Below are 22,023 nucleotides of genomic sequence, written 5' to 3' on the forward strand. Positions count from 1 at the left end.
GAAGAGAAGAGAAGAGAAGATATGGATAAATGAGCTTGGATGAAATCGAGACGATAGTTTGTCACTAAGGTGAGTTTATTAATGGCACCAAAGCACGCACTCTTTTCCTTGTTTGATTTTCTCATGTATAATTCGCGCCCTTAGATTTAATATTGATCTATTATTGCTTCAATAACTATGTGAAATGACCTTTTACGTGGTGATGAACCTATTAAAATTGTGAACCTTATTGGCGTGAAAGTACTATGAAATTTATTGTTAAGCCCCACCCGGAAATTTTTGTAAAAAGTGAATCGGTGCGTAAGCGCTTCACAAAGATTCTAGAACGTAATATTCGTACTATTCTTCAGCGTCGTACTGAGTCTGTGGCTGTCTTCAACCGCCGTGACCATATCGAAGTGACGTCTGAGAGCGACAAATACTTTAAAGAAACACTTGAAGTATTGACGCAAACTCCGGGTATTCATCACTCCCTTGAAGTTCAGCAATCAGAATTTAAAGACCTGCACAACATTTACGAGCAAGTTCTCGAGCGTAGCGGTGCTCTTATTGAAGGTAAGACTTTCTCTGTACGTGCTAAGCGTCGTGGTAAGCATGATTTTACTTCTATCGAGCTAGAACGCTACGTAGGCGGCGGTCTAAATCAAGCGGTTGAATCAGCAAAAGTAAAACTGAAAAATCCAGATATTACCGTTAAAGTTGAAGTCGAGAACGATAAGCTAAACCAAGTTATTGAACGTCATAAAGGCCTAGGTGGTTTCCCTCTTGGTACTCAAGAAGATCTGCTTAGCTTGATCTCTGGTGGCTTTGATTCTGGTGTTTCAAGCTACTTACACATCAAACGTGGTTCTAAAGTGCATTACTGCTTCTTCAATCTTGGTGGCCCTGCTCACGAGATTGGTGTTAAGCAGGTTTCTCATTATCTATGGGATAAATACGGTTCATCTGCAAAGGTGAAGTTCATCTCTATTGATTTTGAACCTGTAGTTGCAGAGATCCTTGAGAACGTTGAAGACGGTCAAATGGGCGTTGTTCTTAAGCGTATGTTCATGCGTGCTGGTGGTATGGTTGCAGAGCGTTTTGGTATCGAAGCACTAGTAACGGGTGAAGCTCTTGGTCAGGTTTCTAGCCAAACGCTAACTAACCTGCGTCATATCGACAACGTGACGGACACTTTGATCCTTCGTCCACTTATCAACTGGGACAAAGAAGACATCATCGACCTGTCTCGTAAGATTGGTACTGAAGACTTCGCTAAAGTAATGCCTGAGTATTGTGGTGTTATCTCTAAGAAGCCAACCGTGAAAGCGAAGAAAGGCAAACTAGAAGCGGAAGAAGCTAAGTTTAACTTCGAAGTGCTGGAGCAAGTGATCGAGAACGCTCGTATTATGGATATCCGTGATATCGAGAAAGAGAGCCAAGAACAGGCACCAGAAGTGGAGCAAGTTCAAGCCGTTGCTGAGCACGCTGTCGTTCTTGATATCCGTAGCCCAGACGAAGAAGATGAAAGCCCGCTAGAGATCGATGGTGTTGAAATCAAACACATCCCGTTCTTCAAGCTTTCAACTCAGTTTGGTGACCTAGACCAATCGAAAGAGTACTTGTTGTACTGTGACCGTGGTGTCATGAGCCGTCTGCAAGCGCTTTACTTGCAAGAACAAGGCTTCCACAACGTTAAGGTTTACCGCCCATAGTGGTGTGTTGACCAACCGTTAATAATTTTGCAAAGCCGCATACTGAAAAGTAAGCGGCTTTTTTATTGTCTATGATGAAGGATTGACAGTAGACAGAGGCATGCGTTTGGACGTGCTATCGTCATGCTCAGCTTTGAAATTTTGGATTGATAGAACTGGTGAGATCTAAACGGGTCTATAAGTACTGAAGAAGTGTGAGTATCTTGAAGTATTCTGTTACTTTTTAGTGCAACTCAATGGTGCTATTTGTATGTGTTCAGTTGTTTATTTGAGTGGGTGTCTGATTCTGTGATTAGCGATGAAAAATAATAAAGATTAATTAGCACAGCTATTGATAAACTTATTGTTACTTTTCTTTGGACATAAAAAAACACCGCCCATAAGGCGGTGTAAACAAATTTGACAGACAGGTCAAAATAAATACAGGAAGTACATGCCTCGTTTCAGTATAGAACTGCAACAAAACATTTGGTAGAACTCTACCCAACTCGAAAAGAACGAGTTTGCAAACACAACATCGCAGGAGCTAAACCAATTGATTCTAGAGAGAATCAAGCCGTTCAGGCTAGCTGCTGCGGGATGAAATATAGAATTTCTCTGGCCGCTAGGCAATGGACAAATTATAATGTTTCAGATAAAAAAAACTAATGCTTATTTAGAGAGTAACTATGTCTCGTCGATTACCCCCATTAAACTCGCTAAGAGTGTTTGAAGCTGCTGCTCGACACTTGAGTTTTACGCGTGCCGCAGAAGAGTTGTTTGTTACTCAAGCCGCGGTCAGTCATCAGATTAAAGCGCTTGAAGAATTCTTATCTTTGAAGCTGTTTCGTCGAAGAAACCGCTCTTTGTTGCTGACGGAAGAAGGCCAAAGCTACTTCTTGGATATCAAAGATATTTTTACATCACTGGCAGAAGCGACAGACAAAGTTCTTGAGCGAAGTGAGAAGGGCGCATTGACCATCAGTTTGCCGCCGAGTTTTGCTATTCAATGGTTGGTACCAAGACTCGCTGACTTTAATCAGCAAGAACCTGATATTGATGTAAGAATCAAAGCCGTTGATATGGATGAAGGCTCGCTGACCGATGATGTAGACGTGGCTATTTACTATGGCCGAGGGAACTGGTCGGGGCTCAGAGCCGATAAGCTTTACCAAGAATATTTGATCCCTCTTTGCTCACCTTCCGTGCTGCTAGGAGCTAAACCTTTAGAATCTCTCAGTGATTTGGCATGCCATACGCTATTACATGATACATCTCGAAAGGATTGGAAACAGTTTGCCAAGCAAAATGGCATCGATGGGGTTAACGTTAACCATGGTCCTATCTTCAGTCACTCAACCATGGTGTTGCAGGCGGCCGCTCACGGGCAAGGTATTGCTTTGGGTAATAATGTGTTGGCGCAACCTGAAATCGAAGCAGGTCGTTTGATTGCACCTTTTGATGAAGTGTTGGTAAGTAAGAACGCCTTCTATGTGGTGTGTCATGAGAAACAAGCTGACATGGGGCGTATTGCGACTTTCCGTGATTGGATGTTGGCGAAAGCGCAAAGTGAACAAGAGGACTTACTTGATGAATAACCTCATCATTGATGGTGAAGACAACCCAATAACTTTTATCTTTGCACATGGTGCTGGCGCAGGCATGGATCATGAATTCATGCAGTCGGTAGCAAAAGGGCTGGCGTTTAAAGGGATACGAGTGATTCGTTTTAATTTCCCTTACATGATCAAGCGTGCTGAAGATGGTAAGCGTCGTCCACCTGATCGAGCCCCTAAACTGCTCGAAGCTTACCAAGAGATTATCGGACAGGTAGATGCCGATAAGCTTGTTATTGGCGGTAAGTCGATGGGAGGACGTATGGCGAGTCATTTGTCTGAAGTGGATAAGGTGGCTGCAATGGCCTGTTTAGGCTTTCCTTTCCATCCACCAGGCAAACCAGAGAAATACAAAGGTGAGCACTTGGCTGAGTTAGCAAAGCCGTGTCTTATTCTACAAGGTGAACGTGATACCTTTGGTAAGCGAGAAGAGTTTGCTGATTTCGACCTGTCGGATTCGATTCGTGTTGAGTTTATTCCTGATGGCGATCACAGCTTTAAGCCTCGTAAGAGCTCTGGCTACACCGAACAGCAGAACATAGCGTTAACCGTTGAGAAACTATCGGCGTTTATCAAAGAGGTGCTTAATGAGAAGTAAGTATTTACTCACTTTTGCAGGTATCTCTGGCGCAATAGCCGTAATGCTAGGTGCCTTCGCCGCTCACGGGTTAAAAGCTGTCTTGCCAGAGTATCTGCTAGGCGTGTTTGAGACAGGTGTTCAGTACCAGTTTATCCATACACTAGCAATATTGGCGTGTGGTGCTCTGCTACAGATGAAACTTGGTGCTAAATCACAAAAATATTTTTTCATTGCGGCAATTTGCTTTATCATCGGCATCCTTTGTTTTAGTGGCAGCCTTTATGGCTTAGCACTGACAGGAATAAAATGGTTTGGCCCTATAACACCGTTTGGTGGTCTACTATTTATCATTGGTTGGGGAGTCTTCTCCTTCGCTGCTTTGAATATAAAAGAGGTAACTCAGTGAAACACGTACTACTTTATTGTCGCTCTGGTTTTGAAAAAGAATGTGCTGGCGAAATTCAAGACAAGGCAACACAACTGGAAGTGTTTGGTTTTCCTCGCTTAAAGAACAATACAGGCTTTGTATTGTTTGAATGTTATCAAGCAGGCGAAGCCGATAAACTGGTAAAAGAGATCGACTTCCAATCGTTGATCTTTGCTCGTCAAATGATCGCGGTAGCGGTTGAAATCAAAGATCTGCCGACTGATGATCGTATTTCTCCAATTCTTGAGGCGCTTTCTGAGAAAGAAGGTTTCCCACGTTGTGGCGATATCCGTATTGAAACACCAGACACTAATGAAGCGAAAGAGCTTTTGAAGTTCTGCCGTAAGTTTACTGTGCCAATGCGTCAGGCAATGCGCGGTAAAGGGCTGATGACAGCGAAAGACAACGCTAAGAAGCCAGTGCTTCATTTATGCTTTATCGCGCCGGGTCACTGTTTTGTTGGTTACTCTTACCCAACTAACAACTCACAGTTCTTCATGGGTATTCCTCGTTTGAAATTCCCATCAGATGCGCCAAGCCGTTCTACATTGAAGCTAGAAGAAGCATTCCACGTATTCATCCCTCGTGATGAGTGGGACGAACGTCTGGCTCCGGGTATGTGGGGCGTAGATTTAGGCGCGTGTCCAGGTGGTTGGACTTACCAATTGGTTAAGCGCTCTATGTTTGTTCACTGTGTTGATAACGGCATGATGGCAGACAGCCTAATGGAAACGGGTCAAATTAAGCACCACATGGTGGATGGTTTTAAATTCGAACCTGACCGTAAGAACGTCACTTGGATTATCTGTGACATGGTTGAGAAGCCGGCTCGTGTTGCTCATTTAATGGGGGAGTGGATCATCAAAGGCTGGGCGAAAGAAGCACTGTTCAACCTTAAACTGCCAATGAAAGGCCGTTACGATGAAGTTCTGCAGGATATCGAAAACCTAAAACAGTTCCTGATTGATAACAAAGTGAAGTTCAAGATGCAGGCGAAGCACCTTTACCACGATCGCGAAGAGATCACGGTTCATATTCAGTCGCTTTCGAATATCTCACCGTACTAATATTTACGTTAGTGTGTCAGTGATAAATAAAATGCTCCTTTAGGGGCATTTTTTATATCTTAAGTTTGTTTATGAGCTTGATTATCGCTTCGTACTGATAGTTTAGAAAGGTTGGTCTATGTGCGTTTTTTAGTCATATTTAAGTGTAAATATGACTAATTCAACTTGGTTGATAGTCGTCGAATTGTCGACTATTAGTGTCGATATGAGACAAAAAAGCCGTAAGCTATCGATACTTACGGCTACCTAGTTCAGCGATGAAACGAAGAAGGGTTTATTTAAAATTCAGCAGTAAATTACAGCAAGAACATCCTAATCAAATTGTATTTTATTATAAGTAAGTAAATGTAAGTAAAGAATGTAAATGATAACTATTACTATTAACATTGTAATTAGTGTCGTGTACCATTCGTGCACTTTCACTTAAATCTATAAAATATAAGTCGCATTATGAAACTTAAAGCACTATCAGTAGCCGTTACGGTTGCCTTAACCTCATTTACAGCATTTGCTGCCGACGAACCAGAAACCGTAGTCGTTATCGGTTCTGCCCTTGACCAATTGATTCAGACTGAAATCAACTCTGACACACTGGAAAAGAAGCAAGCATCAGACATCAAAGATGTTTTGAATACTATGCCTAGCGTTACGGTTGACGGGAACGCACGTTACTCTCGCAAAGTATTTGTACGTGGTATGGAAGACAAATTTGCCGTAGTGACTATTGATGGTGCGCGACAAGAAGGTCAGCTTTTCCACCACTCTGGTGACCAAGCGATTGATCCTGCAATGCTAAAAAGAGCTGAAATTGAATTAGGTGGTAACTCTGCACTGTCAGGTTCTGGTGCTATCAATGGTTCATTTAGCTACGAAACGAAAGACCCAAGCGATCTTCTTAAGCCGGGTGAAAGCGTTGGTGCTCGAGTAAAAACAAGCTATCAAACAGCTTATGAGCGTTTTGCAACCAACGTTGCTGTGTATGCAAAAGTGAACGACAAGCTAGAGTTCATGGGTATTGCGAACTATTCAGAAGATGGCGATCTGCACATTCCTGATCAAGAAGCGGTAACCTCTAAGCAGGGTGAGCTTAAGTCGGGTTTGGCTAAAGTTGTTTTCATTCCTAATGATGCCAATGAATTTAAACTGACTTTCAACCGATACAGTGATGGTGGTACGCGTCAGCTTTCTGGCGAAAAGGCGGGTGCTCTGTATGCTGACGATAAACACGACTATCATTCGCTTAATCGCGATACAGTGACGCTACAGCACGAATACGATGCAGGTAGTGATCTAGTTCATCTGAAAAGTAATGTTTACTACAACCGTCAATACATGGATCGTGATGCTCTTGAAGGTACCGCTTGGGGCAAAACACCGGCAGGTAAATGGTTCAAAGATGGCAAAATGTCTTACCCTAAGCGTGAATACAATGTAACAACCATTGGTGGTGACATTCGTAACGTTTCTTGGGTTGGTGAGCATGAGCTTACTTATGGTCTTGAGGGCTACAAAGCCAAGCAATGGATTGATGCTGGTCAAGGCGTATATCTAAGCGGTACTAAGCAAGGTCAAACCGAGAACTACAGCATGGATGGTGGTACGGTGACGGCTTACGGTCTGTATCTACAAGATATGTACGAATTCAGCGATTTCCGTCTGACAACAGGTCTTCGTTACGACGTTCATAAACTGGGTGGCGTGTATAAGGGTGAGTTTGATCAGCTATCTCCAAAGTTCAAAGGTGAATACCAAACAACGGAAAACCTAAAACTTCGTGTAGGTTACGGTCGTCTGTTTAAAGGCGCGTCACTACCAGAAACGCTAACGATGAAAGCACCAAGCAAAGTTAAGCAGTCTGATACTAAGGCGATGACGGGTAATAACTACGAAGCTGGCTTTGATTACGAGCTAACACGTTTGCTTGCGGCTGATTACGCGATTCTAGGTTTCACGGCTTATACCTATGACCTTGATAACCAAATGCACCCAACTAAGAACAACGCAACATTATCTAATAAGTATGATGTTGAAGTTTGGGGTGTAGAGACAGTATTGAGCTATCAGTTAGATGCATTAAGTGTTTACGCTAACCACTCTTACTCTGATGGTGAGCAAAAGAGCCTGAAAAACGGCAAGACAAGTCACATGAATAAAACCGGTATTCATAACTTTAAGGCCGGTTTTAACTACAGCCTAAACAATGAATTTGTGTTTGGTTGGGATTCACGCTTTGTTCCGGGGAACGATTACGAGAACGAAAAAGGCAAAGAGATCAAACGCTCAGGCTTCGCAACGCACAACATTTGGGCGGCTTACACACCTACGTTTGCTAAAGACCTAGAGATGAACCTTGGTATCGATAACCTGCTTGATAAGAAGTACGCTGAGCATACTGGTTTTGGTATCTCTTGGGGTTCAGAAAAGTACACCAGCTATGAAGCGGGTCGTAACTTTAAAGCTTCTATCGCTTATAGCTTCTAATCTGCTCTTAGCTGAAAGTTATTCTAGAAATAGAGAGTTATCAGTATAAGTGCAATGTTTCGTCTTAAAATGAAACAACAAAAAAGCCTTAGTTCAGACTAAGGCTTTCTGCTTTCTAATGATTTATTTTCTATTTGTTGATTTATAAGCGGATTTATTTCTAACGGTTAGCTTTAATGACTGAATTTGTGACGTCAGATTAAGACACAGCTTCGTAGCGAATATCTTGCAGATTAAAACCCAAATCGATGTCTGTTTTGAGTGCAGAAACGAGCTTACATACGCGAGCCGACTCGATATGCTCATCGAATTTCTTACGATACTTTTTCGGTAAGTCTTCAGCTAGGAATGCTGTTTCGATATCAGGGTATGTCGTTAATATCTCTTTGGCTGCTTTTGGCCCTATACCTGGAATTCCGGGGACTTGGCTTGAGCTGACGCCCGTTAATCCCCAGTAATCTGCCAGTTGCTTTGGCTTTACGCCAAATTCCGCTTCGATAAAGGGCTTATCTAACCAACGGTGTTGGAAATAATCACGGATTTGTAGCGTTGGAGACAACAGTTGGCAGTAGCCCTTATCTGTCGAAATGATAGTGACAGTTTCTCCGTGGTCAGCAACTTTCTTTGCCAATGTTGCAACTAGATCATCCGCTTCATCGCCGTCAGAGAGCAGTGAATCAATCCCTAATTCCCACCAAGCTTGTTGAATCGCATCGAGACCTTTCATCAATGGTTCTGGCATCGGCTTACGGTTTTGCTTATAAGCGGGAAGGACTTCCGCGCGCCAACCTCGATCTTGTAAATGATGATCAAATACCGCAATGATATGAGTGGGCTTTGATTCGTTTAGGATGCGATTAAGAGTGCGAGCTGTCGTGGTGATGGTTCTTGCAATATCGGTTGGGTCCGGCTGAACAGAGTGCACGCGTCGGATGAGGTTCAAGGCATCGATAATAACAAGATGGATAGACATAAGTTTCCACTAAATAGGCAATAAATAAGGGGCTGCTAGCCCCTTATAGTAACGTATCACTTGGTGAGTTGAAACTTTGGTGACGTAAACGTCATGACTTGTTTAATTTTATGCTTGTGGCTTGTTATCAGTTACTTGCCGTTATTCGCTGCTAGGCATAATTTTATAGCAAGGAACATAGTCAGTGCCGCCCGGCAGTTTCATTCGATGCTGTTCAACAAAGTCATTCAGCAGCTGGTCCATTTTTGTCATCAGCTCTTTGTCGCCATCAATGAGGAAGGGGCCATGTTTCTCTATCTCCAAAATACCTTCAGCTTTGACGTTACCTGCCACAATTCCTGAGAAGGCTTTACGCAGATTAGCTGCAAGGCTTTCTGTTTTCTGATTCATATGCAGATCAAGCGCCGCCATAGATTCATGCGTAGGGTCGAATGGCAGTTGGAACTCAGGTTCAATATGCAGTGACCAGTTGTAGCTGTAAGCATCGCCAGTCTCTTTACGGTGAGAGCGTACATCTGGCATTGCCTGCTTCATGATTTTCGCAGCGCGTGCTGGGTCATCAATTACGATCTCATAGTGTTTTTGCGCATCAGGCCCTAAGGTTTCGCCGATGAATTTATCGATTGAGCGGAAGTAAGCTTCACTCTCTTTTGAGCCCGTTAAAACAATTGGCATTGGTTGGTCGACGTTATTTGGGTGCATCATGATCCCTAAGATATACAGCAGCTCTTCAGCCGTACCTGGGCCACCGGGGAAAATAATGATGCCATGCGCCATACGAACGAATGCCTCAAGACGCTTCTCGATATCTGGCATGATCACCAGTTCGTTCACTATCGGGTTTGGTGGCTCAGCCGCAATGATTGATGGTTCAGTTAGCCCTAAGTAACGGTGGTCTGTATAGCGCTGTTTAGCGTGACCAATGGCAGCCCCTTTCATTGGCCCTTCCATTGCCCCCGGTCCACAACCGGTACAGATATTCAGCTCACGCAGGCCAAGTTCATTGCCCACTTCGCGAGTGTACTGGTATTCAGTGGCATTAATTGAATGACCACCCCAACACACGATCAGGTTAGGTTCGATACCTGGCGTAAGTGCGCCTGCATTTCTCAAAATGCCAAATACAAGGTTGGTAATATGAGTGGCATTGGTTAGGTTGAGTCTTTGGTTATCTGCAAGGTGCATGTTGACATAGACAATGTCGCGCAACACTGAGAATAAGTGTTCTTGGATACCCTTGATGATTTCACCATCGACAAAGGCATGTTCTGGAGGGTTGCTCAGTTCGAGTTTGATCCCGCGCTCACGACGGACGACCTCAACATCAAACGATTGATATTTATCGAGCAGCTCTTTGGAGTTGTCGGTGTGGCTACCCGAGTTGAGTACCGCTAACGTACAGTTACGATAAAGCTGGTACAGATCACTAGATGCGGTTTTTTTAAGACGCTCAACTTCAAGTTGAGAGAGTAAATCCATGCTACCGGCAGGGCTGATATGAGTGATCATAGTGCCTCCTTGTTGAAAGGAACTAGGGGACGTTGGAAGTAGCCCTTTAGTTCGAGATGAGAAGCTAACGTTGAAAGTGTTTGGTTAAAGGCGAGAGAATTAACCAGACGAAACGATTACGACAGCGTTGCTCTTTTAAATACAGCATTGCTTGCCAAGAATGCTTGTTAAGCGAATGTTAATCATTAGCTTAGCAAACATTGAGGGATATGGTATGTGATAAGTATTTGAAAAAATGAAATAAATTAAATCTAGGGCTGTCTTAGTCCCAAACAAGTTGGTTGTTACCGCGCTGTTTGGCTTTGTTTAGTGTTTTATTGAGTCGCTCTAATACTTCTTCAGGTGTGTCTGACTCTTTAAACGGAGTACTTGCCGCGCACAAGGTAATTGTGATTTGTTGGTCACGGAATTTGAAAGGTAAGCGGCTGACTTGATTCTGGATGCTTTGAGTCACTTGATGGCAATATTCATCGCTTTGCTCGGGAAGTAGCAAGATGAACTCTTCACCAGAAAAGCGAGCGACAGTATCGGTAGTACCAATTTCTTTGGTGATCGCTCTTGCGATGATCTTGAGTGCTTTGTCACCAGCGGTATAGCCAAAGCTATCGTTAATTGCTTTGAAGTTATCGATATCTAGCAGCACGACTCTTAGTGAGTGTTGTGCGCGAATCCAGCGACGATATTCTAACTCTAAACGATCGGTGAAGGCGGTACGGTTGTAGATCTTAGTCAGAGGGTCAAGCAGCATACGCTGAGCCTGATCTTCTAGACGCTTGCGGTAATCTTGGGTGACTTCATAGAGCGAATCTAATTGGTTTTTTCCGTAGCTCATTCTTTCTATTAGAGCTTGTTCTTTCTGTTCTGCGTGATTCAGTCTTTCTGAAAGAGAGGCAATTTCACTGAGTAGCGGGTTTATCGAAAGTTTTAAGTTATCAATATCCGTTGCTTTATCAACAGAGCTTTGGCTCTTAGTAACAAGTTCATTCAACTCAGAATTAAGACCTTGGCGATGTTCAAAATAGCTTTGGCTCTGGTCGGAGTTTTGATCTGCTGTTTTGATACTAGAAGCGAGCGAGGAATTGAGTTGTTCTATAAATTGTTCAGACTGCTTACGCTCTAGGCTCGTGCCATCAATCACCAGTTTGAGGATCTGAAGTGCTAGCTCAAGTAGGTTTTGTGTTGAAACACCAAGTAGTAGCTTCGCTCGAATATCGGTCAGTAGATCCCCCGATTCACCCTCGAAGTCGAGTTCAGTGATCAGGTGTTGTAATTCGTTTGATAGTTCGGAAAGGAGTTCTTGTTCAGTTGATTGATCTACGTCGGCAAAATGAGTGCGTGAGTTGTTTGCCATAATCTTAATGGCACGCTCATAAATACTGAGAAGCTTCATCGCATGGTCGACTTTTTGACTGCCATGACACTCGGAGAAGCTAAGTAAGTTTCTTAGATCGCGCTTTAGCTGTGCCGGAAGGCCAGTTATACGCTGCAGCGTTTCCCCACTGTGCTTAATACTATCATCCAGATATCCGTTCTGTTTATCCATAGCCAACGTTTTTTGCTTGAGCATCCTTTCTAATACTGCCAACTTGGGGATCATTGAGCTAATGTCTTTTTGCTTTTCGAGCTCTTCCCTAAGGGCAATGAGATTTTCATCTAAATGAGTGTTGCTGCCAACACATGCATCACTTAAAGACGTAACGATACGCTTGAGAACTTTTTGTTCTCGAATAAATTTGAACGAGGTATCTCTTTGCGTCAAGCGGACTTGATCCAACTGATATTTCAGCTGGTGGAGTTGCGCCTGAATGTCTTTTTCAAGAATGCCCATAGATGTATTAATTAGCGCCGCGTAGATCGTACTCGATCGTATAGATGAAATTCCGTGACCTTGATAATAACAAAACTAAAAATAAGGTCACGACCTACGACGTTTAACCGCTCGCAAATCAGTCATCTTTTAGCATTTTTTTGATATTGTCCTCATTCTGGTGTGAGGATTGTATCTTTATTAACCCTTGATTAATCGCATGTTTACAAGCCTCTCTTATGTTACTCGTTGCAAGGCTCGCTGCGGGGGCATTGTCGATGGCTTTAAGGTAAACCCATTGGCTACTGCGTTCTTTGAGGCTGATTTCACGTGCCAGGTTGGTCGACATTAATAGTACATCGAGGAGTTCTTGGTCGTTAATCGCGGTATAAGCGCGTGGCAAGAACGGGTAGTCAGCGATGCCCATGCGGACGGTTCGATTAATGTTTCGCTCTGGTTCGAAGTGATTAATCCAAGATTGAATCTTTCTGAACATAGCCTCAGGCGATGTATCACGGTCAGCATTTGGTTCGATGTAAAGCAAGTTCGCATCCGAGAAGTGGTAGACGCGCGCAGGACCTTCAAGCTTAGATTTAAGGAACTCGCCGAAAGCATCTTCGAGCTCTAAACCTGCTTTATAACCGTTCTGAGTGTACATATTGCGTAGGAACGGTAAATCTATCATCACAAAGCGTAAACGGTCGTTGAGTGGTTCATGAATCAACTCACCAAGTTGCCATTGTTCGAAGTTTTGGCTGGTTTGTTCTAGAGAATTTGATAGCTTCGCGTTCAGCATTCTTAGATTTGGAAGCTTTGAGCGTGAGTGTGTAAATAGGTCGGTACGCAGTGAATCCATTTCCGTGACTAAGGTTTGAATGATGTAGCCTCGGCGTAGCACAAAGAAGAACAAGACAATGCTGAACAAAAATAAGGCGAACGATATTTTCTGGAACTTATGGTGCTCAAGTTTGTATTTCTCTAATTCTTGTTCTTGACCTGCATAGTGGAGCGTTTGCTCGGCAAACTCTTTTTGTTGGCGGAATGCGTCTTCACCAACACGGTTGAGTTTTTGTTGTTCCAAAGAGACAAGGATATTGTATTGTTTGAGATTTGCTAGCGCTTGTTGTGGACGCCCTGCTTGCTCATAACCTAAAGAGAGCAAGTGGTAGGAGTGTTGCGACAGGCGCATGTTTTCTACCTGACGCGAAATCTTGAGCGCACGTGTCGCATGCTTAATTACATCTTCGCTTTCTTGTAGGTGGTATGCCAAACCTGCGGATAAGAGTGCAGCGCGGCCTTCCAATTTAGGAATGTCGGAATACTCCAGCAGTTCAAGAGCTCGTGCTAGGTATTGCTCGGCTAGAGGGTAGTTATAAAGTCGTAAGTAAGTCGCAGATAAACTTAGACGAATGTCAATGACTTGGTAGATGTCTCGGTCTGTACTCTCATGATCAAGGACATTGAAAAAGTGCACGAGGGCAAGGTTATATTTGCCTTGATTGAAGTACACATCACCCATCTTTTTTAGTACTTGCGCTAATATGGGAGAGCTTTCAAAATTATCATAAAAGTCAGCAGCTTGAGACAGGTGCTCTAGAGCTTTATCTAATACTTGACGTTCAAAGAAAAGCTGTGCAAGTAGGCGGTTTACTTTAGCCAAGCGCGAACTCAGGTTACCTTCTACTGATTTCCAGTAGCCGTACAATAACTCAGATAGTGCATGGTTGTACTCTTTATGGGTAAGATAAAACTCGCCGACGGTGATGTGATAATCAATGACGACTTTTTCCGAGTGACGCTGTTCTAGGTAAGTTTTTGCTTCTTGATAGAGTTTTTCTGCTTCCCCTACGTTGTTGTTATAAGAGGAAATGTCGGCTTTCAACATGATTAAGCGATAGGTAATCCCTTCCGTCAGGCGTAAGGTCTTATTAACCGACTCTAAGCTTGTTTCTATTTTTTTTAGCTCTGATTCTGCTTGGGCAGATTTTCTGTCCGTAAGCCAAAGTAACCTAACTTTAAGTATTTCCAGATCTAACTTTAGATACTCAAGCTTATAGGTTTTTGCTAGCTCAGAGGCTTTGTCGATGTGCTGAATCGCAATACGAATGTTGCCTAGATTAAACTCTGCTTTCGCTAAGATCTTATACGCATCGATACTGCTGTTCGGGGTTCTAATCGAAGAGTCGGCCTCTTCACGAGAAATAGCTGACGGGCTCTTCTCGCGTTGATCTGAAAGGATACGTAGCGTTAGGTAGCTGTTGGCTATTCGTTTTGCTTGACTCGGTTCTATCTCAACCAAGTTATTGGCTTCATTGAGGAGCGCCGACGAATAGACCGACGCATTAACCGATGTGCTTAAGCTTAAAATGAATAGACTAACAACGTATAACCAACGCATTTCAATGTCCCTTTAAAGATTTTGTAGGTTCAAATAAGTTTGGGCGGTTCACGCCGATTATTGGCGAGCCATACGCTTATTGTGGCTTGGTCTATCTTGCTCAGTTGAACGGTATGGATTGATATCCAGACCGCCACGACGCGTGTAACGTGCAAATACGGTTAGCTTCGATGGTGCACAGTATTTCATGATGTCAGTGAAGATACGCTCAACACATTGTTCGTGGAATTCGTTATGCTCGCGGAAAGAAACTAAATAGCGTAGCAGAGCTTCACGGTCAATTTGCTTTCCGGAATATGCGATCTCTACGCTGCCCCAATCCGGTTGATTGGTAATTAAGCAGTTTGACTTCAATAAGTGACTATGTAGAGTTTCTTCTACTTCTTGCTCGCCAGCAGCCCCTTCAAGCAGTGACGCTTCAAAATCATAGCTCGTGATTTGGATGTCTTGATTGTCGATACAGTCACCTTCCATCGTCACGATAGGTTGGTTGGTGTAATCGGTTACTGAATTTACATTCACAATCACAGATTCGCCTGCACATGCTGACAAATCTTGAGTTAGACGCTCAGTGACTTGATCCCAGTTTTCAAACTGAGTTTGGTTGTAGCTGTTTAGGTACAGCTTGAAAGATTTTGACTCAATCAAATTTTGGCTAGTTGCCGGAATGAACACTTCACCAACAGCCACTTGTGGTAAGCCATTGGTGTTTAGCCACGAAAGCTCGTACATCGTCCAAATATCATGACCGACAAAAGGTAACTCTCCGTTTAGCGCAAGATCATTACGATTGAGGCTACGAGGTACTGGTTGCAATAAACTTGCATCGTATTGGTTAGAGTACTCAGTTTTTTGGCCTAGGGTTAAACCCGCTAGCTCTTTTGCGTCAGAATATTTGCTCATACTTTCGTTTCAAATTCGATTAGAATGGGGTCGATTTTACTGAATCCCCATTACCCTGTCATTAAGTCATCGCTTAATCGGCACGGAAAGGGCTCGGATTCTATTTATTATTTTGTGTTTAGGAGATTTTCATGACTCAACGCGCTCAAGACGCACTACTTTCTTTCAGTCAGCGATACGTTGACGCGTGGCAGCAGCAACACCAAAGCTTACCTCGTAATGAGGAGTTGGTGGACATTGTATCGCCATGCGTAGAAGAAAAGAGTGGTGATGCCGTGTTGTGGAAACACTATCCACGTGAGCAATTCGCAGATTTCACCAATGTTGAAACGGGTATTGAACTGACTCTGCATGAAGACGTTAAGACTTTCTACGGCGCACAATTTAGTGCGGATATGAACGCGACTTTTGATGGTAACGAACTGACTTTGTTACAGATTTGGAGTGATGACGATTTCGAATGCCTACAAGAAAACATCTTAGGTCACCTAGTGACTCAGCGTCGTTTGAAGCTAAAACCAACGGTTTTCATTGCTGCGACTGATGCTGAACTGGATGTTATCTCTATCTGTAACCTAACGGGTAACGTAATCCTAGAGCGCTTAGGCACCAAAAATCGTGATGTACTAGCCGAGACATTGGCAGAGTTTTTAGAAAAGCTACAACCAGCGGTATAAATAGATGTACGTACTAGAACTTCAATTTGAGTGTTTTGATAACACAACGGTAAGCGCTGTCGATAAGGCGGTTAATGGCTTAATGGATGCACTTCGTTATAACGGACAAGTGTTAGGTCGTGAGTTTCCAATCGTGATGGGCGACGGTGAATTCTATGTTCGCGTTGTGTGTCCGGAGCAAGATAGCTTACACCCACGTAATCATTCAGACTTCGTCAAAGTCTGTTTCGAGCGCTTATCTGCGGCGAGTTTATTAGCGCCTAAGATGCGTCTGCTTGGCCGAGATCTTAACTCCGAAGAAGTAGCCGAAGATGAAACGCCGAGCTGGCAAGTGTTGTACACGACGTTCGTGCATACCTGTTCACCGCTGCGCAGTGGCGATAGCTTGTTACCTATCCCACTATATCGCAACCCGCCGACATTTAATGGCGATCATAAAGCCGTACTGAAATGGCAGACCGAATGGCAAGCCTGTGATGAAGTGCAAATGGGTGGTGGTTGCCGTGCTGAACATGCAACGCTAACCGAGATCAGTGATACTAAAAGTGTGCTGTTTAAACGCGGTTGGGGTCTAAGAGGGCGCATTGAATTTCTGACTAAGATTCCAACTTACTACTACTTATATCGTGTCGGTGGGATCAGCCTGAAAGATGAAAAAGAGCGCAAATGTCCGCAATGTGGTGGTGAATGGCTGCTTGATGCACCAATCCACGATATTTTCTATTTCAAGTGTGATGATTGCCGTCTGGTATCCAACATTTCTTGGGATCACCTCAAGTAATCGACTTCGTTTGATTCACTCTGAGAAGCTTTACTTTCTAGCAAACCTTCATCATTAAAAAAGGGGCTGACATTGAGTCAGCCCCTTTCGGTATCTATAAGTGTCTATTTAAGCTGATTACCAACCTTTAACTACGCCACCTTGGAAGATGTCAGAAGCTGCGTTGTACACTTCTTCAGTTTGATATGCTTTAACGAAGTTTTGTACGTTTTCTGCATTTAGGTTGTCTTCACGAGAAACGATTAGGTTCACGTATGGAGAATCTTTGTCTTCAACGAATACGCCGTCTTTTTGTGGAGTCAGGTTGATAGAGCTCGCGTAAGTAGTGTTGATGATAGATAAAGTTACATCATCAAGAGAACGTGGCAGTTGAGCTGCGTCTAGTTCAACAATCGTTAGGTTCTTAGGGTTACCAACGATGTCACGAACGGTAGCTAGAAGACCTGCACCTTCACGAAGTTCAAGTAAACCTTGCTGCTCAAGAAGCAGTAGAGAACGACCTAGGTTTGTTGGATCGTTTGGTACAGCGATACGAGCACCATTTTGGATTTCGTCTACCGATTTAACTTCTTTAGAGTAACCTGCAATAGGGTAAACAAAAGTGTTACCTGCAACCGTTAGCTTGTAACCACGGTCAGCAACTTGCTGATCTAGGTACGGCGTGTGTTGGAATGCATTGATGTCGATAGAACCATCATCTAGCGCTGCGTTAGGTGTTACATAATCCGTAAAAGTGACCAGTTCAACATCCAGGCCGTATTGCTCTTTCGCGACTTTAGCTGCTACTTCAGCAACTTGTGCTTCTGCACCTGCCATTACGCCAACTTTGATCTTAGAAGTATCGACTTCTTTATCACCACAACCTGCTAGTACTAGCGCTGAAGCTACTGCTGCAATAGTAAGTAAACCTTTAAGGTTAAATTTCATAATAATCTCCTTTTAATAAATCTATTTAATTTGGTTCAGACGACTTTGATTTTGGTCTGTAAGTCGTTATCTGTGGTCAACGCGGCGAACTAATGAATCACCGATTGATTGAATAATTTGTACTAGCACAATCAACATGACGACTGTTACTGCCATAATGGTCACATCGTAGCGGTGAAATCCGTAACGAATCGCGACATCACCTAGGCCACCACCACCCACAGTTCCAGCCATTGCCGAGTAACTCACAAGAGTCACTAGCGTAATCGTCACTGAGTTGATGATAGTCGGCAGTGCTTCAGGAAGCAGAACCTTATTGATGATTTGTGTGGGTGTTGCGCCCATTGACTGAGCTGCTTCCACTAGACCTGTTGGTACTTCAAGTAGTGCACTCTCGATAAGTCGAGCTACGAATGGGATAGCACCAATCGTCAGCGGAACAATCGCTGCGGTTGTACCGATGAAGGTACCAATCAGCATCTTAGTGAGAGGGATGATCGCTACCATCAGTACTAAGAAAGGCACAGAACGGCCCACGTTCACAACCGCACCAAGAATTTTGTTTAGCTTGGTGTTCTCTAACAGGCCACCTTTTTTAGTCGTGTGTAGAATAACGCCTAATGGAATACCGACAGCGAAACCAACGATGCCAGCAACAGCAACCATGTAAAGTGTCTCGCCTGTTGCTTCCAATAGAAGGTTGCCGTTAAGGCTGATCCAGTCAGCAATCTCGTTGAAACTAAAGGACATAACCAAGCACCTCTACTTTTACATTGTTGTCGCGTAGGAATTGGATAGCAGCATTATCATCGGCTTCGTTACCGAACAGCTCAGCGACCATCATGCCGAACTTCACGCCGCCGGCGTAATCGAGGTCAGAGCTTAAGATGCTGACATCGATATTGAATTTACGAGCAATTTGCGTCATCAGCGGAGCATCAACCGTTGCACCAGTAAACTCAAGACGTACTAATGGGTAGCTACTGTTAACACGAGTTTCTTGCAAACGCGCTTGATAATCTTCAGGGATAGATAGGTCTAGCGTTGAGCGAATAAACTGATGTGCTAGCTCTGTCTTAGGGTGTGCGAATATGTCGCCAACTGTACCTTTCTCTACTAGCTCGCCACCGCCAATGATCGCGACTTCGTGACAAATGCTCTTAACTACGTCCATCTCGTGCGTAATAAGTAGGATCGTGATGTGTAGCTTGCGGTTGATTTCACGTAGCAGCTCAAGAATAGATTGAGTCGTTGCTGGATCCAGAGCACTGGTCGCTTCATCACACAGTAGTACTTTCGGGTCTGAAGCTAGCGCACGAGCAATCGCGACACGCTGCTTTTGACCACCACTTAAGTTCGCAGGGTAGGTATCACGCTTATCCGATAGGCCGACAAGCTCAAGTAGTTCACTCACTTTCGCTTCAATCGCAGCTTTATCTTTACCAGCAAGCTCTAAAGGCAGTGCTACATTGTTAAATACAGTACGAGAAGACAGCAGATTGAAGTGTTGGAATATCATGCCGATGTTACGGCGTGCTTCGCTAAGTTCTGATTTGCTGAGTTTTGTCAGGTCGATACCGTCAACAATCACTTCACCTGATGTTGGAGCTTCCAACATGTTTACACAACGGATAAGGGTACTTTTGCCTGCACCTGAAGAGCCGATGACTCCAAAGATTTGACCTTGAGGTATGTGGAGGTTGATATCAATTAAGGCATTGATTTCTTTAGTGCCTTGATAAAAAACCTTATTGACTTGATTCACTTTAATCATAGAGAAACCCGTGCAGGTAGAACAGAATAATATATTGATGACTCACTCGATTTACAGATGATGCTATGGTGTTCTATGATCTAAGTCAATAGATATTTTTACGTCTAGACGGCTAAACACGAGTTGCGAAGTTAAACTAGAAACAAATCGTTAACGAACGCAAAACTAAATAGATAGTGATGAAGCAAATAAAGCGTGTAATAATTAATGATTAATAGAGAGTTGATAGAGAACTGAATTTTGTCTAAACCTGCTGTTTTTTTAGATCGTGATGGTGTGATTAACGTTGATCACGGCTACGTACATGATGAACATGACTTTGAATACATCGATGGTGTGTTTGAAGCGGCGAAAGCGTTTAAAGATATGGGTTATTTATTGGTGTTAGTGACCAACCAATCTGGTATTGCTCGCGGCATGTTTAGTGAAGACCGTTTTCTTTCTCTAACGCAGTGGATGGATTGGAACTTTGTTGATAACGGCGTTGAGCTAGATGGTATTTATTACTGCCCGCACCACGCTGAGCACGGTGTTGGTGACTACAAACAAGATTGTGAATGTCGTAAGCCAAAGCCAGGCATGTTCATTTCTGCGCGTGACTTTCTGAAGATTGATATGGCTAACTCGGTCATGATCGGCGATAAAGCTGAAGACATGATGGCTGCAGAAGCGGCGGGTGTTGGCACTAAAGTACTGGTAAGAACCGGTAAGCCAATCACTGAAAAAGGTGAAGCGCTTGCAAGTGTCGTGCTTGACAGTATTAAAGATGTACCAGCATTCTTAAAAGGTTAAGACACTAAGTCTTTTTCACTTAGATATAAGTGTTATTCACTATATAAAGATGAGGAACGCAGTATGAAAGCATTGTTGATAGCATCTCTATGTACGGTAGCGTTATTCGGATGCTCTAAATCAGCAGCTCCTGAGACTGAGAGCGCAGTATCGGACGATCAATTCGTGACTTATCAATGTGAGTCTGACGCTTCATTTAAGGTCGCTTACCTTAGTGATGAAAAAGCGGTATTACGTTTGCCAGAGAATGAATATCGCCTCACTCAAATAGCGGCAGGTTCAGGAACGAAGTACATCCTAGATGATGGAACCTCTGAACTGATCAATAGCGTAACTTTACGTACTAAAGGTGACAATGCACGCCTAGAACTTGGCCGTGTTATCTATAAAAACTGCCGAAAGTAGGTCATAGTTATCTACTAGGATTTACAAACAGTTAAGTGAGGGAGTTCGCCCTCACTTTTTCTTTCTCTTCCCTTTAACGTCAGACTTTTTATGAGCAAAAAACTCACTATTCTCGATATTGCTAAGCTGTCCGGTGTTGGTAAGTCTACCGTATCTCGCGTTCTGACCAATGATCCCAAAGTAAAACCTGAAACCCGTGAAAGGGTGGAAAGAGTAATTCAAGAATCTGGGTACACGCCTTCGAAGTCTGCGCAGTCGATGCGTGGTGGCAGTCAAAAAGTCATCGGTGTCATCATCTCTCGTCTGGACTCTCCTTCTGAAAACAAAGCGGTAAGTACGATGCTGGCCGAGTTGTATCGAGCGGATTATGATGTCGTGATCATGGAAAGCCAGCTAGATAGAGAAAAAGCCAATGAGCACCTTCAGGTTCTCAAGCGTCGCAATGTAGATGGCATCATTGTGTTTGGCTTTACTGACTGTGATATTCCTGCAATCGAAGCTTGGGAACACAAAGCGGTGGTGATTGCTCTGGATACCGAGAACGTGACGTCGATTAACTATGATAACCAACAGGTGATCAATAGTGCGTTAACGCATCTAGCAGAGCAGGAAATCTCTGAGGTTGGTTTCATTGGCGTTGATCCTAGCGACAAATCAACCGGTGAACTGCGTCTTAAGGCCTATCTAGATTGGTGTGAAAGCGCTGGAGTGATTGCCAACTATCGTACTGGTCAACTTCATCATGAAAGTGCTTATCAGCTGGTGGATGAGGTACTGACTCCTACAACTCAAGCGATTGTGTGTGCCAGTGACACATTGGCTCTTGGTGTAATCAAACGTCTGCAAGAACTACAACGTGAAGATGTGGTGGTGACCGGTGTTGGTGGCAATGATCTTCTCTCTTTCTTGTTCCCGCGAGTATTTAGTATTGATCCTGGGTATCAATCTGCGGGTAAGTTGGCCGCTAATTTATTGATCTCTCAGCTTTTAGGTAATGCAGAGATCTCTCATCACACTCAATCACCTATTCTATAATCCACTCAATCAAGCGAAATTGAACCGCTTAGATTAAAATTAGAGTGTGATCTCTTTCAATTAATGGGACTGTTCCCATTTTAATTTATCATTCATGTGGGCATTATAGTAATCGTGATTGGGAATGTTCCCATAAGTCTAAATCCGAGTGGTTATCGCTGCATGGTTTAGATGAGTAATTGAATGAAACCAGGGTGG

The 22,023-nt window shown here is 43.5% G+C and carries 19 protein-coding genes; 11 read left to right on the forward strand and 8 right to left on the reverse strand.

The genetic code is table 11. The features are described from left to right. Positions 1-245: 245 nt before the first annotated feature. The 6 genes from thiI to AB4180_RS05430 all read left to right on the forward strand — a co-directional run bounded on the left by thiI (position 246) and on the right by AB4180_RS05430 (position 7,844). Complete coding sequence (gene thiI / locus AB4180_RS05405) at positions 246-1,694, forward strand: tRNA uracil 4-sulfurtransferase ThiI (protein ID WP_009847462.1); 1,449 nt, start codon at positions 246-248, stop codon at positions 1,692-1,694. 668 nt (positions 1,695-2,362) lie between these two features. Beyond that, entirely contained in the window at positions 2,363-3,271 is a 909-nt protein-coding gene (locus tag AB4180_RS05410; RefSeq protein ID WP_017063339.1) for a transcriptional regulator GcvA, read from the forward strand. After that, positions 3,264-3,887 carry an alpha/beta fold hydrolase gene (locus AB4180_RS05415; protein ID WP_029223795.1) on the forward strand — a complete coding sequence of 208 codons (624 nt, stop codon included), beginning with the start codon at positions 3,264-3,266 and terminating at the stop codon, positions 3,885-3,887. The genes AB4180_RS05410 and AB4180_RS05415 overlap by 8 nt, the downstream gene beginning before the upstream one ends. Then, entirely contained in the window at positions 3,877-4,275 is a 399-nt protein-coding gene (locus AB4180_RS05420) for a DUF423 domain-containing protein (RefSeq protein ID WP_017069500.1), read from the forward strand. Before AB4180_RS05415 ends, AB4180_RS05420 begins: the two co-directional genes overlap by 11 nt. After that, on the forward strand, positions 4,272-5,363 hold the full coding sequence (rlmM, locus tag AB4180_RS05425) for a 23S rRNA (cytidine(2498)-2'-O)-methyltransferase RlmM (RefSeq protein WP_029223796.1): 1,092 nt from the start codon (positions 4,272-4,274) through the stop codon (positions 5,361-5,363). Before AB4180_RS05420 ends, rlmM begins: the two co-directional genes overlap by 4 nt. Before the next feature lie 450 nt (positions 5,364-5,813). After that, positions 5,814-7,844 carry a TonB-dependent receptor gene (locus AB4180_RS05430; protein ID WP_017096795.1) on the forward strand — a complete coding sequence of 677 codons (2,031 nt, stop codon included), beginning with the start codon at positions 5,814-5,816 and terminating at the stop codon, positions 7,842-7,844. Positions 7,845-8,043: 199 nt separating this feature from the next. Here AB4180_RS05430 and xni read toward each other — a convergent pair whose 3' ends face one another. From xni to queF, 5 genes are all read right to left on the reverse strand, one after another. After that, positions 8,044-8,817: a flap endonuclease Xni gene (xni, locus tag AB4180_RS05435; protein WP_102249102.1), complete on the reverse strand. Its 774-nt coding sequence runs from the start codon at positions 8,815-8,817 to the stop codon at positions 8,044-8,046. Positions 8,818-8,958: 141 nt separating this feature from the next. Beyond that, complete coding sequence (gene ppnN, locus AB4180_RS05440) at positions 8,959-10,326, reverse strand: nucleotide 5'-monophosphate nucleosidase PpnN (RefSeq protein WP_102249101.1); 1,368 nt, start codon at positions 10,324-10,326, stop codon at positions 8,959-8,961. A 262-nt stretch (positions 10,327-10,588) separates the two neighbouring features. Then, a complete protein-coding gene (locus AB4180_RS05445) occupies positions 10,589-12,154 on the reverse strand; it encodes a GGDEF domain-containing protein (protein ID WP_012604633.1) in 1,566 nt (521 codons plus the stop codon). 118 nt (positions 12,155-12,272) lie between these two features. After that, complete coding sequence (locus AB4180_RS05450) at positions 12,273-14,531, reverse strand: lipopolysaccharide assembly protein LapB (RefSeq protein ID WP_102249100.1); 2,259 nt, start codon at positions 14,529-14,531, stop codon at positions 12,273-12,275. Positions 14,532-14,588: 57 nt separating this feature from the next. Next, positions 14,589-15,434, reverse strand: a complete 846-nt coding sequence (gene queF, locus AB4180_RS05455; RefSeq protein WP_009847454.1) for an NADPH-dependent 7-cyano-7-deazaguanine reductase QueF — start codon at positions 15,432-15,434, stop codon at positions 14,589-14,591. Positions 15,435-15,565: 131 nt separating this feature from the next. On the opposite strand from queF, the gene syd reads away from it, so the two are divergent. Then, positions 15,566-16,111 (forward strand): SecY-interacting protein, encoded by a 546-nt coding sequence (gene syd / locus AB4180_RS05460; protein WP_012604631.1) that lies wholly within the window; start codon positions 15,566-15,568, stop codon positions 16,109-16,111. Positions 16,112-16,115: 4 nt separating this feature from the next. Then, on the forward strand, positions 16,116-16,892 hold the full coding sequence (locus tag AB4180_RS05465; RefSeq protein ID WP_012604630.1) for a Zn-ribbon-containing protein: 777 nt from the start codon (positions 16,116-16,118) through the stop codon (positions 16,890-16,892). Positions 16,893-17,009: 117 nt separating this feature from the next. On the opposite strand, the gene AB4180_RS05470 is transcribed toward AB4180_RS05465, so the two are convergent. From AB4180_RS05470 to metN, 3 genes are all read right to left on the reverse strand, one after another. Further along, entirely contained in the window at positions 17,010-17,819 is an 810-nt protein-coding gene (locus tag AB4180_RS05470) for a MetQ/NlpA family lipoprotein (RefSeq protein ID WP_102249099.1), read from the reverse strand. A 66-nt stretch (positions 17,820-17,885) separates the two neighbouring features. Continuing rightward, positions 17,886-18,569, reverse strand: a complete 684-nt coding sequence (locus tag AB4180_RS05475; RefSeq protein ID WP_009847449.1) for a methionine ABC transporter permease — start codon at positions 18,567-18,569, stop codon at positions 17,886-17,888. Continuing rightward, positions 18,559-19,593 carry a methionine ABC transporter ATP-binding protein MetN gene (metN, locus tag AB4180_RS05480; protein WP_012604625.1) on the reverse strand — a complete coding sequence of 345 codons (1,035 nt, stop codon included), beginning with the start codon at positions 19,591-19,593 and terminating at the stop codon, positions 18,559-18,561. The genes AB4180_RS05475 and metN overlap by 11 nt, the downstream gene beginning before the upstream one ends. A gap of 240 nt (positions 19,594-19,833) precedes the next feature. Between metN and gmhB the strand changes: the two genes are divergently transcribed. From gmhB to treR, 3 genes are all read left to right on the forward strand, one after another. Continuing rightward, positions 19,834-20,385: a D-glycero-beta-D-manno-heptose 1,7-bisphosphate 7-phosphatase gene (gmhB, locus tag AB4180_RS05485; RefSeq protein ID WP_012604624.1), complete on the forward strand. Its 552-nt coding sequence runs from the start codon at positions 19,834-19,836 to the stop codon at positions 20,383-20,385. Between the two features lie 63 nt (positions 20,386-20,448). Further along, positions 20,449-20,790 (forward strand): MliC family protein, encoded by a 342-nt coding sequence (locus AB4180_RS05490; RefSeq protein ID WP_102249098.1) that lies wholly within the window; start codon positions 20,449-20,451, stop codon positions 20,788-20,790. 90 nt (positions 20,791-20,880) lie between these two features. Continuing rightward, positions 20,881-21,825, forward strand: a complete 945-nt coding sequence (treR, locus tag AB4180_RS05495) for a trehalose operon repressor TreR (RefSeq protein ID WP_009847445.1) — start codon at positions 20,881-20,883, stop codon at positions 21,823-21,825. The last annotated feature ends 198 nt before the right edge of the window (positions 21,826-22,023 follow it).

Origin of the sequence: Vibrio sp. 10N.286.49.C3 (genome assembly GCF_041469545.1) — a bacterium.
Lineage (GTDB): Bacteria > Pseudomonadota > Gammaproteobacteria > Enterobacterales > Vibrionaceae > Vibrio > Vibrio tasmaniensis_A.

Coding starts and splice junctions, on each gene's coding strand:
- thiI (WP_009847462.1), top strand. CDS start 246: ATGAAATTTATTGTTAAGCCCCACCCGGAAATTTTTGTAAAAAGTGAA.
- AB4180_RS05410 (WP_017063339.1), top strand. CDS start 2,363: ATGTCTCGTCGATTACCCCCATTAAACTCGCTAAGAGTGTTTGAAGCT.
- AB4180_RS05415 (WP_029223795.1), top strand. CDS start 3,264: ATGAATAACCTCATCATTGATGGTGAAGACAACCCAATAACTTTTATC.
- AB4180_RS05420 (WP_017069500.1), top strand. CDS start 3,877: ATGAGAAGTAAGTATTTACTCACTTTTGCAGGTATCTCTGGCGCAATA.
- AB4180_RS05430 (WP_017096795.1), top strand. CDS start 5,814: ATGAAACTTAAAGCACTATCAGTAGCCGTTACGGTTGCCTTAACCTCA.
- xni (WP_102249102.1), bottom strand. CDS start 8,817: ATGTCTATCCATCTTGTTATTATCGATGCCTTGAACCTCATCCGACGC.
- ppnN (WP_102249101.1), bottom strand. CDS start 10,326: ATGATCACTCATATCAGCCCTGCCGGTAGCATGGATTTACTCTCTCAA.
- AB4180_RS05445 (WP_012604633.1), bottom strand. CDS start 12,154: ATGGGCATTCTTGAAAAAGACATTCAGGCGCAACTCCACCAGCTGAAA.
- AB4180_RS05450 (WP_102249100.1), bottom strand. CDS start 14,531: ATGCGTTGGTTATACGTTGTTAGTCTATTCATTTTAAGCTTAAGCACA.
- queF (WP_009847454.1), bottom strand. CDS start 15,434: ATGAGCAAATATTCTGACGCAAAAGAGCTAGCGGGTTTAACCCTAGGC.
- syd (WP_012604631.1), top strand. CDS start 15,566: ATGACTCAACGCGCTCAAGACGCACTACTTTCTTTCAGTCAGCGATAC.
- AB4180_RS05465 (WP_012604630.1), top strand. CDS start 16,116: ATGTACGTACTAGAACTTCAATTTGAGTGTTTTGATAACACAACGGTA.
- AB4180_RS05470 (WP_102249099.1), bottom strand. CDS start 17,819: ATGAAATTTAACCTTAAAGGTTTACTTACTATTGCAGCAGTAGCTTCA.
- AB4180_RS05475 (WP_009847449.1), bottom strand. CDS start 18,569: ATGTCCTTTAGTTTCAACGAGATTGCTGACTGGATCAGCCTTAACGGC.
- metN (WP_012604625.1), bottom strand. CDS start 19,593: ATGATTAAAGTGAATCAAGTCAATAAGGTTTTTTATCAAGGCACTAAA.
- AB4180_RS05490 (WP_102249098.1), top strand. CDS start 20,449: ATGAAAGCATTGTTGATAGCATCTCTATGTACGGTAGCGTTATTCGGA.
- treR (WP_009847445.1), top strand. CDS start 20,881: ATGAGCAAAAAACTCACTATTCTCGATATTGCTAAGCTGTCCGGTGTT.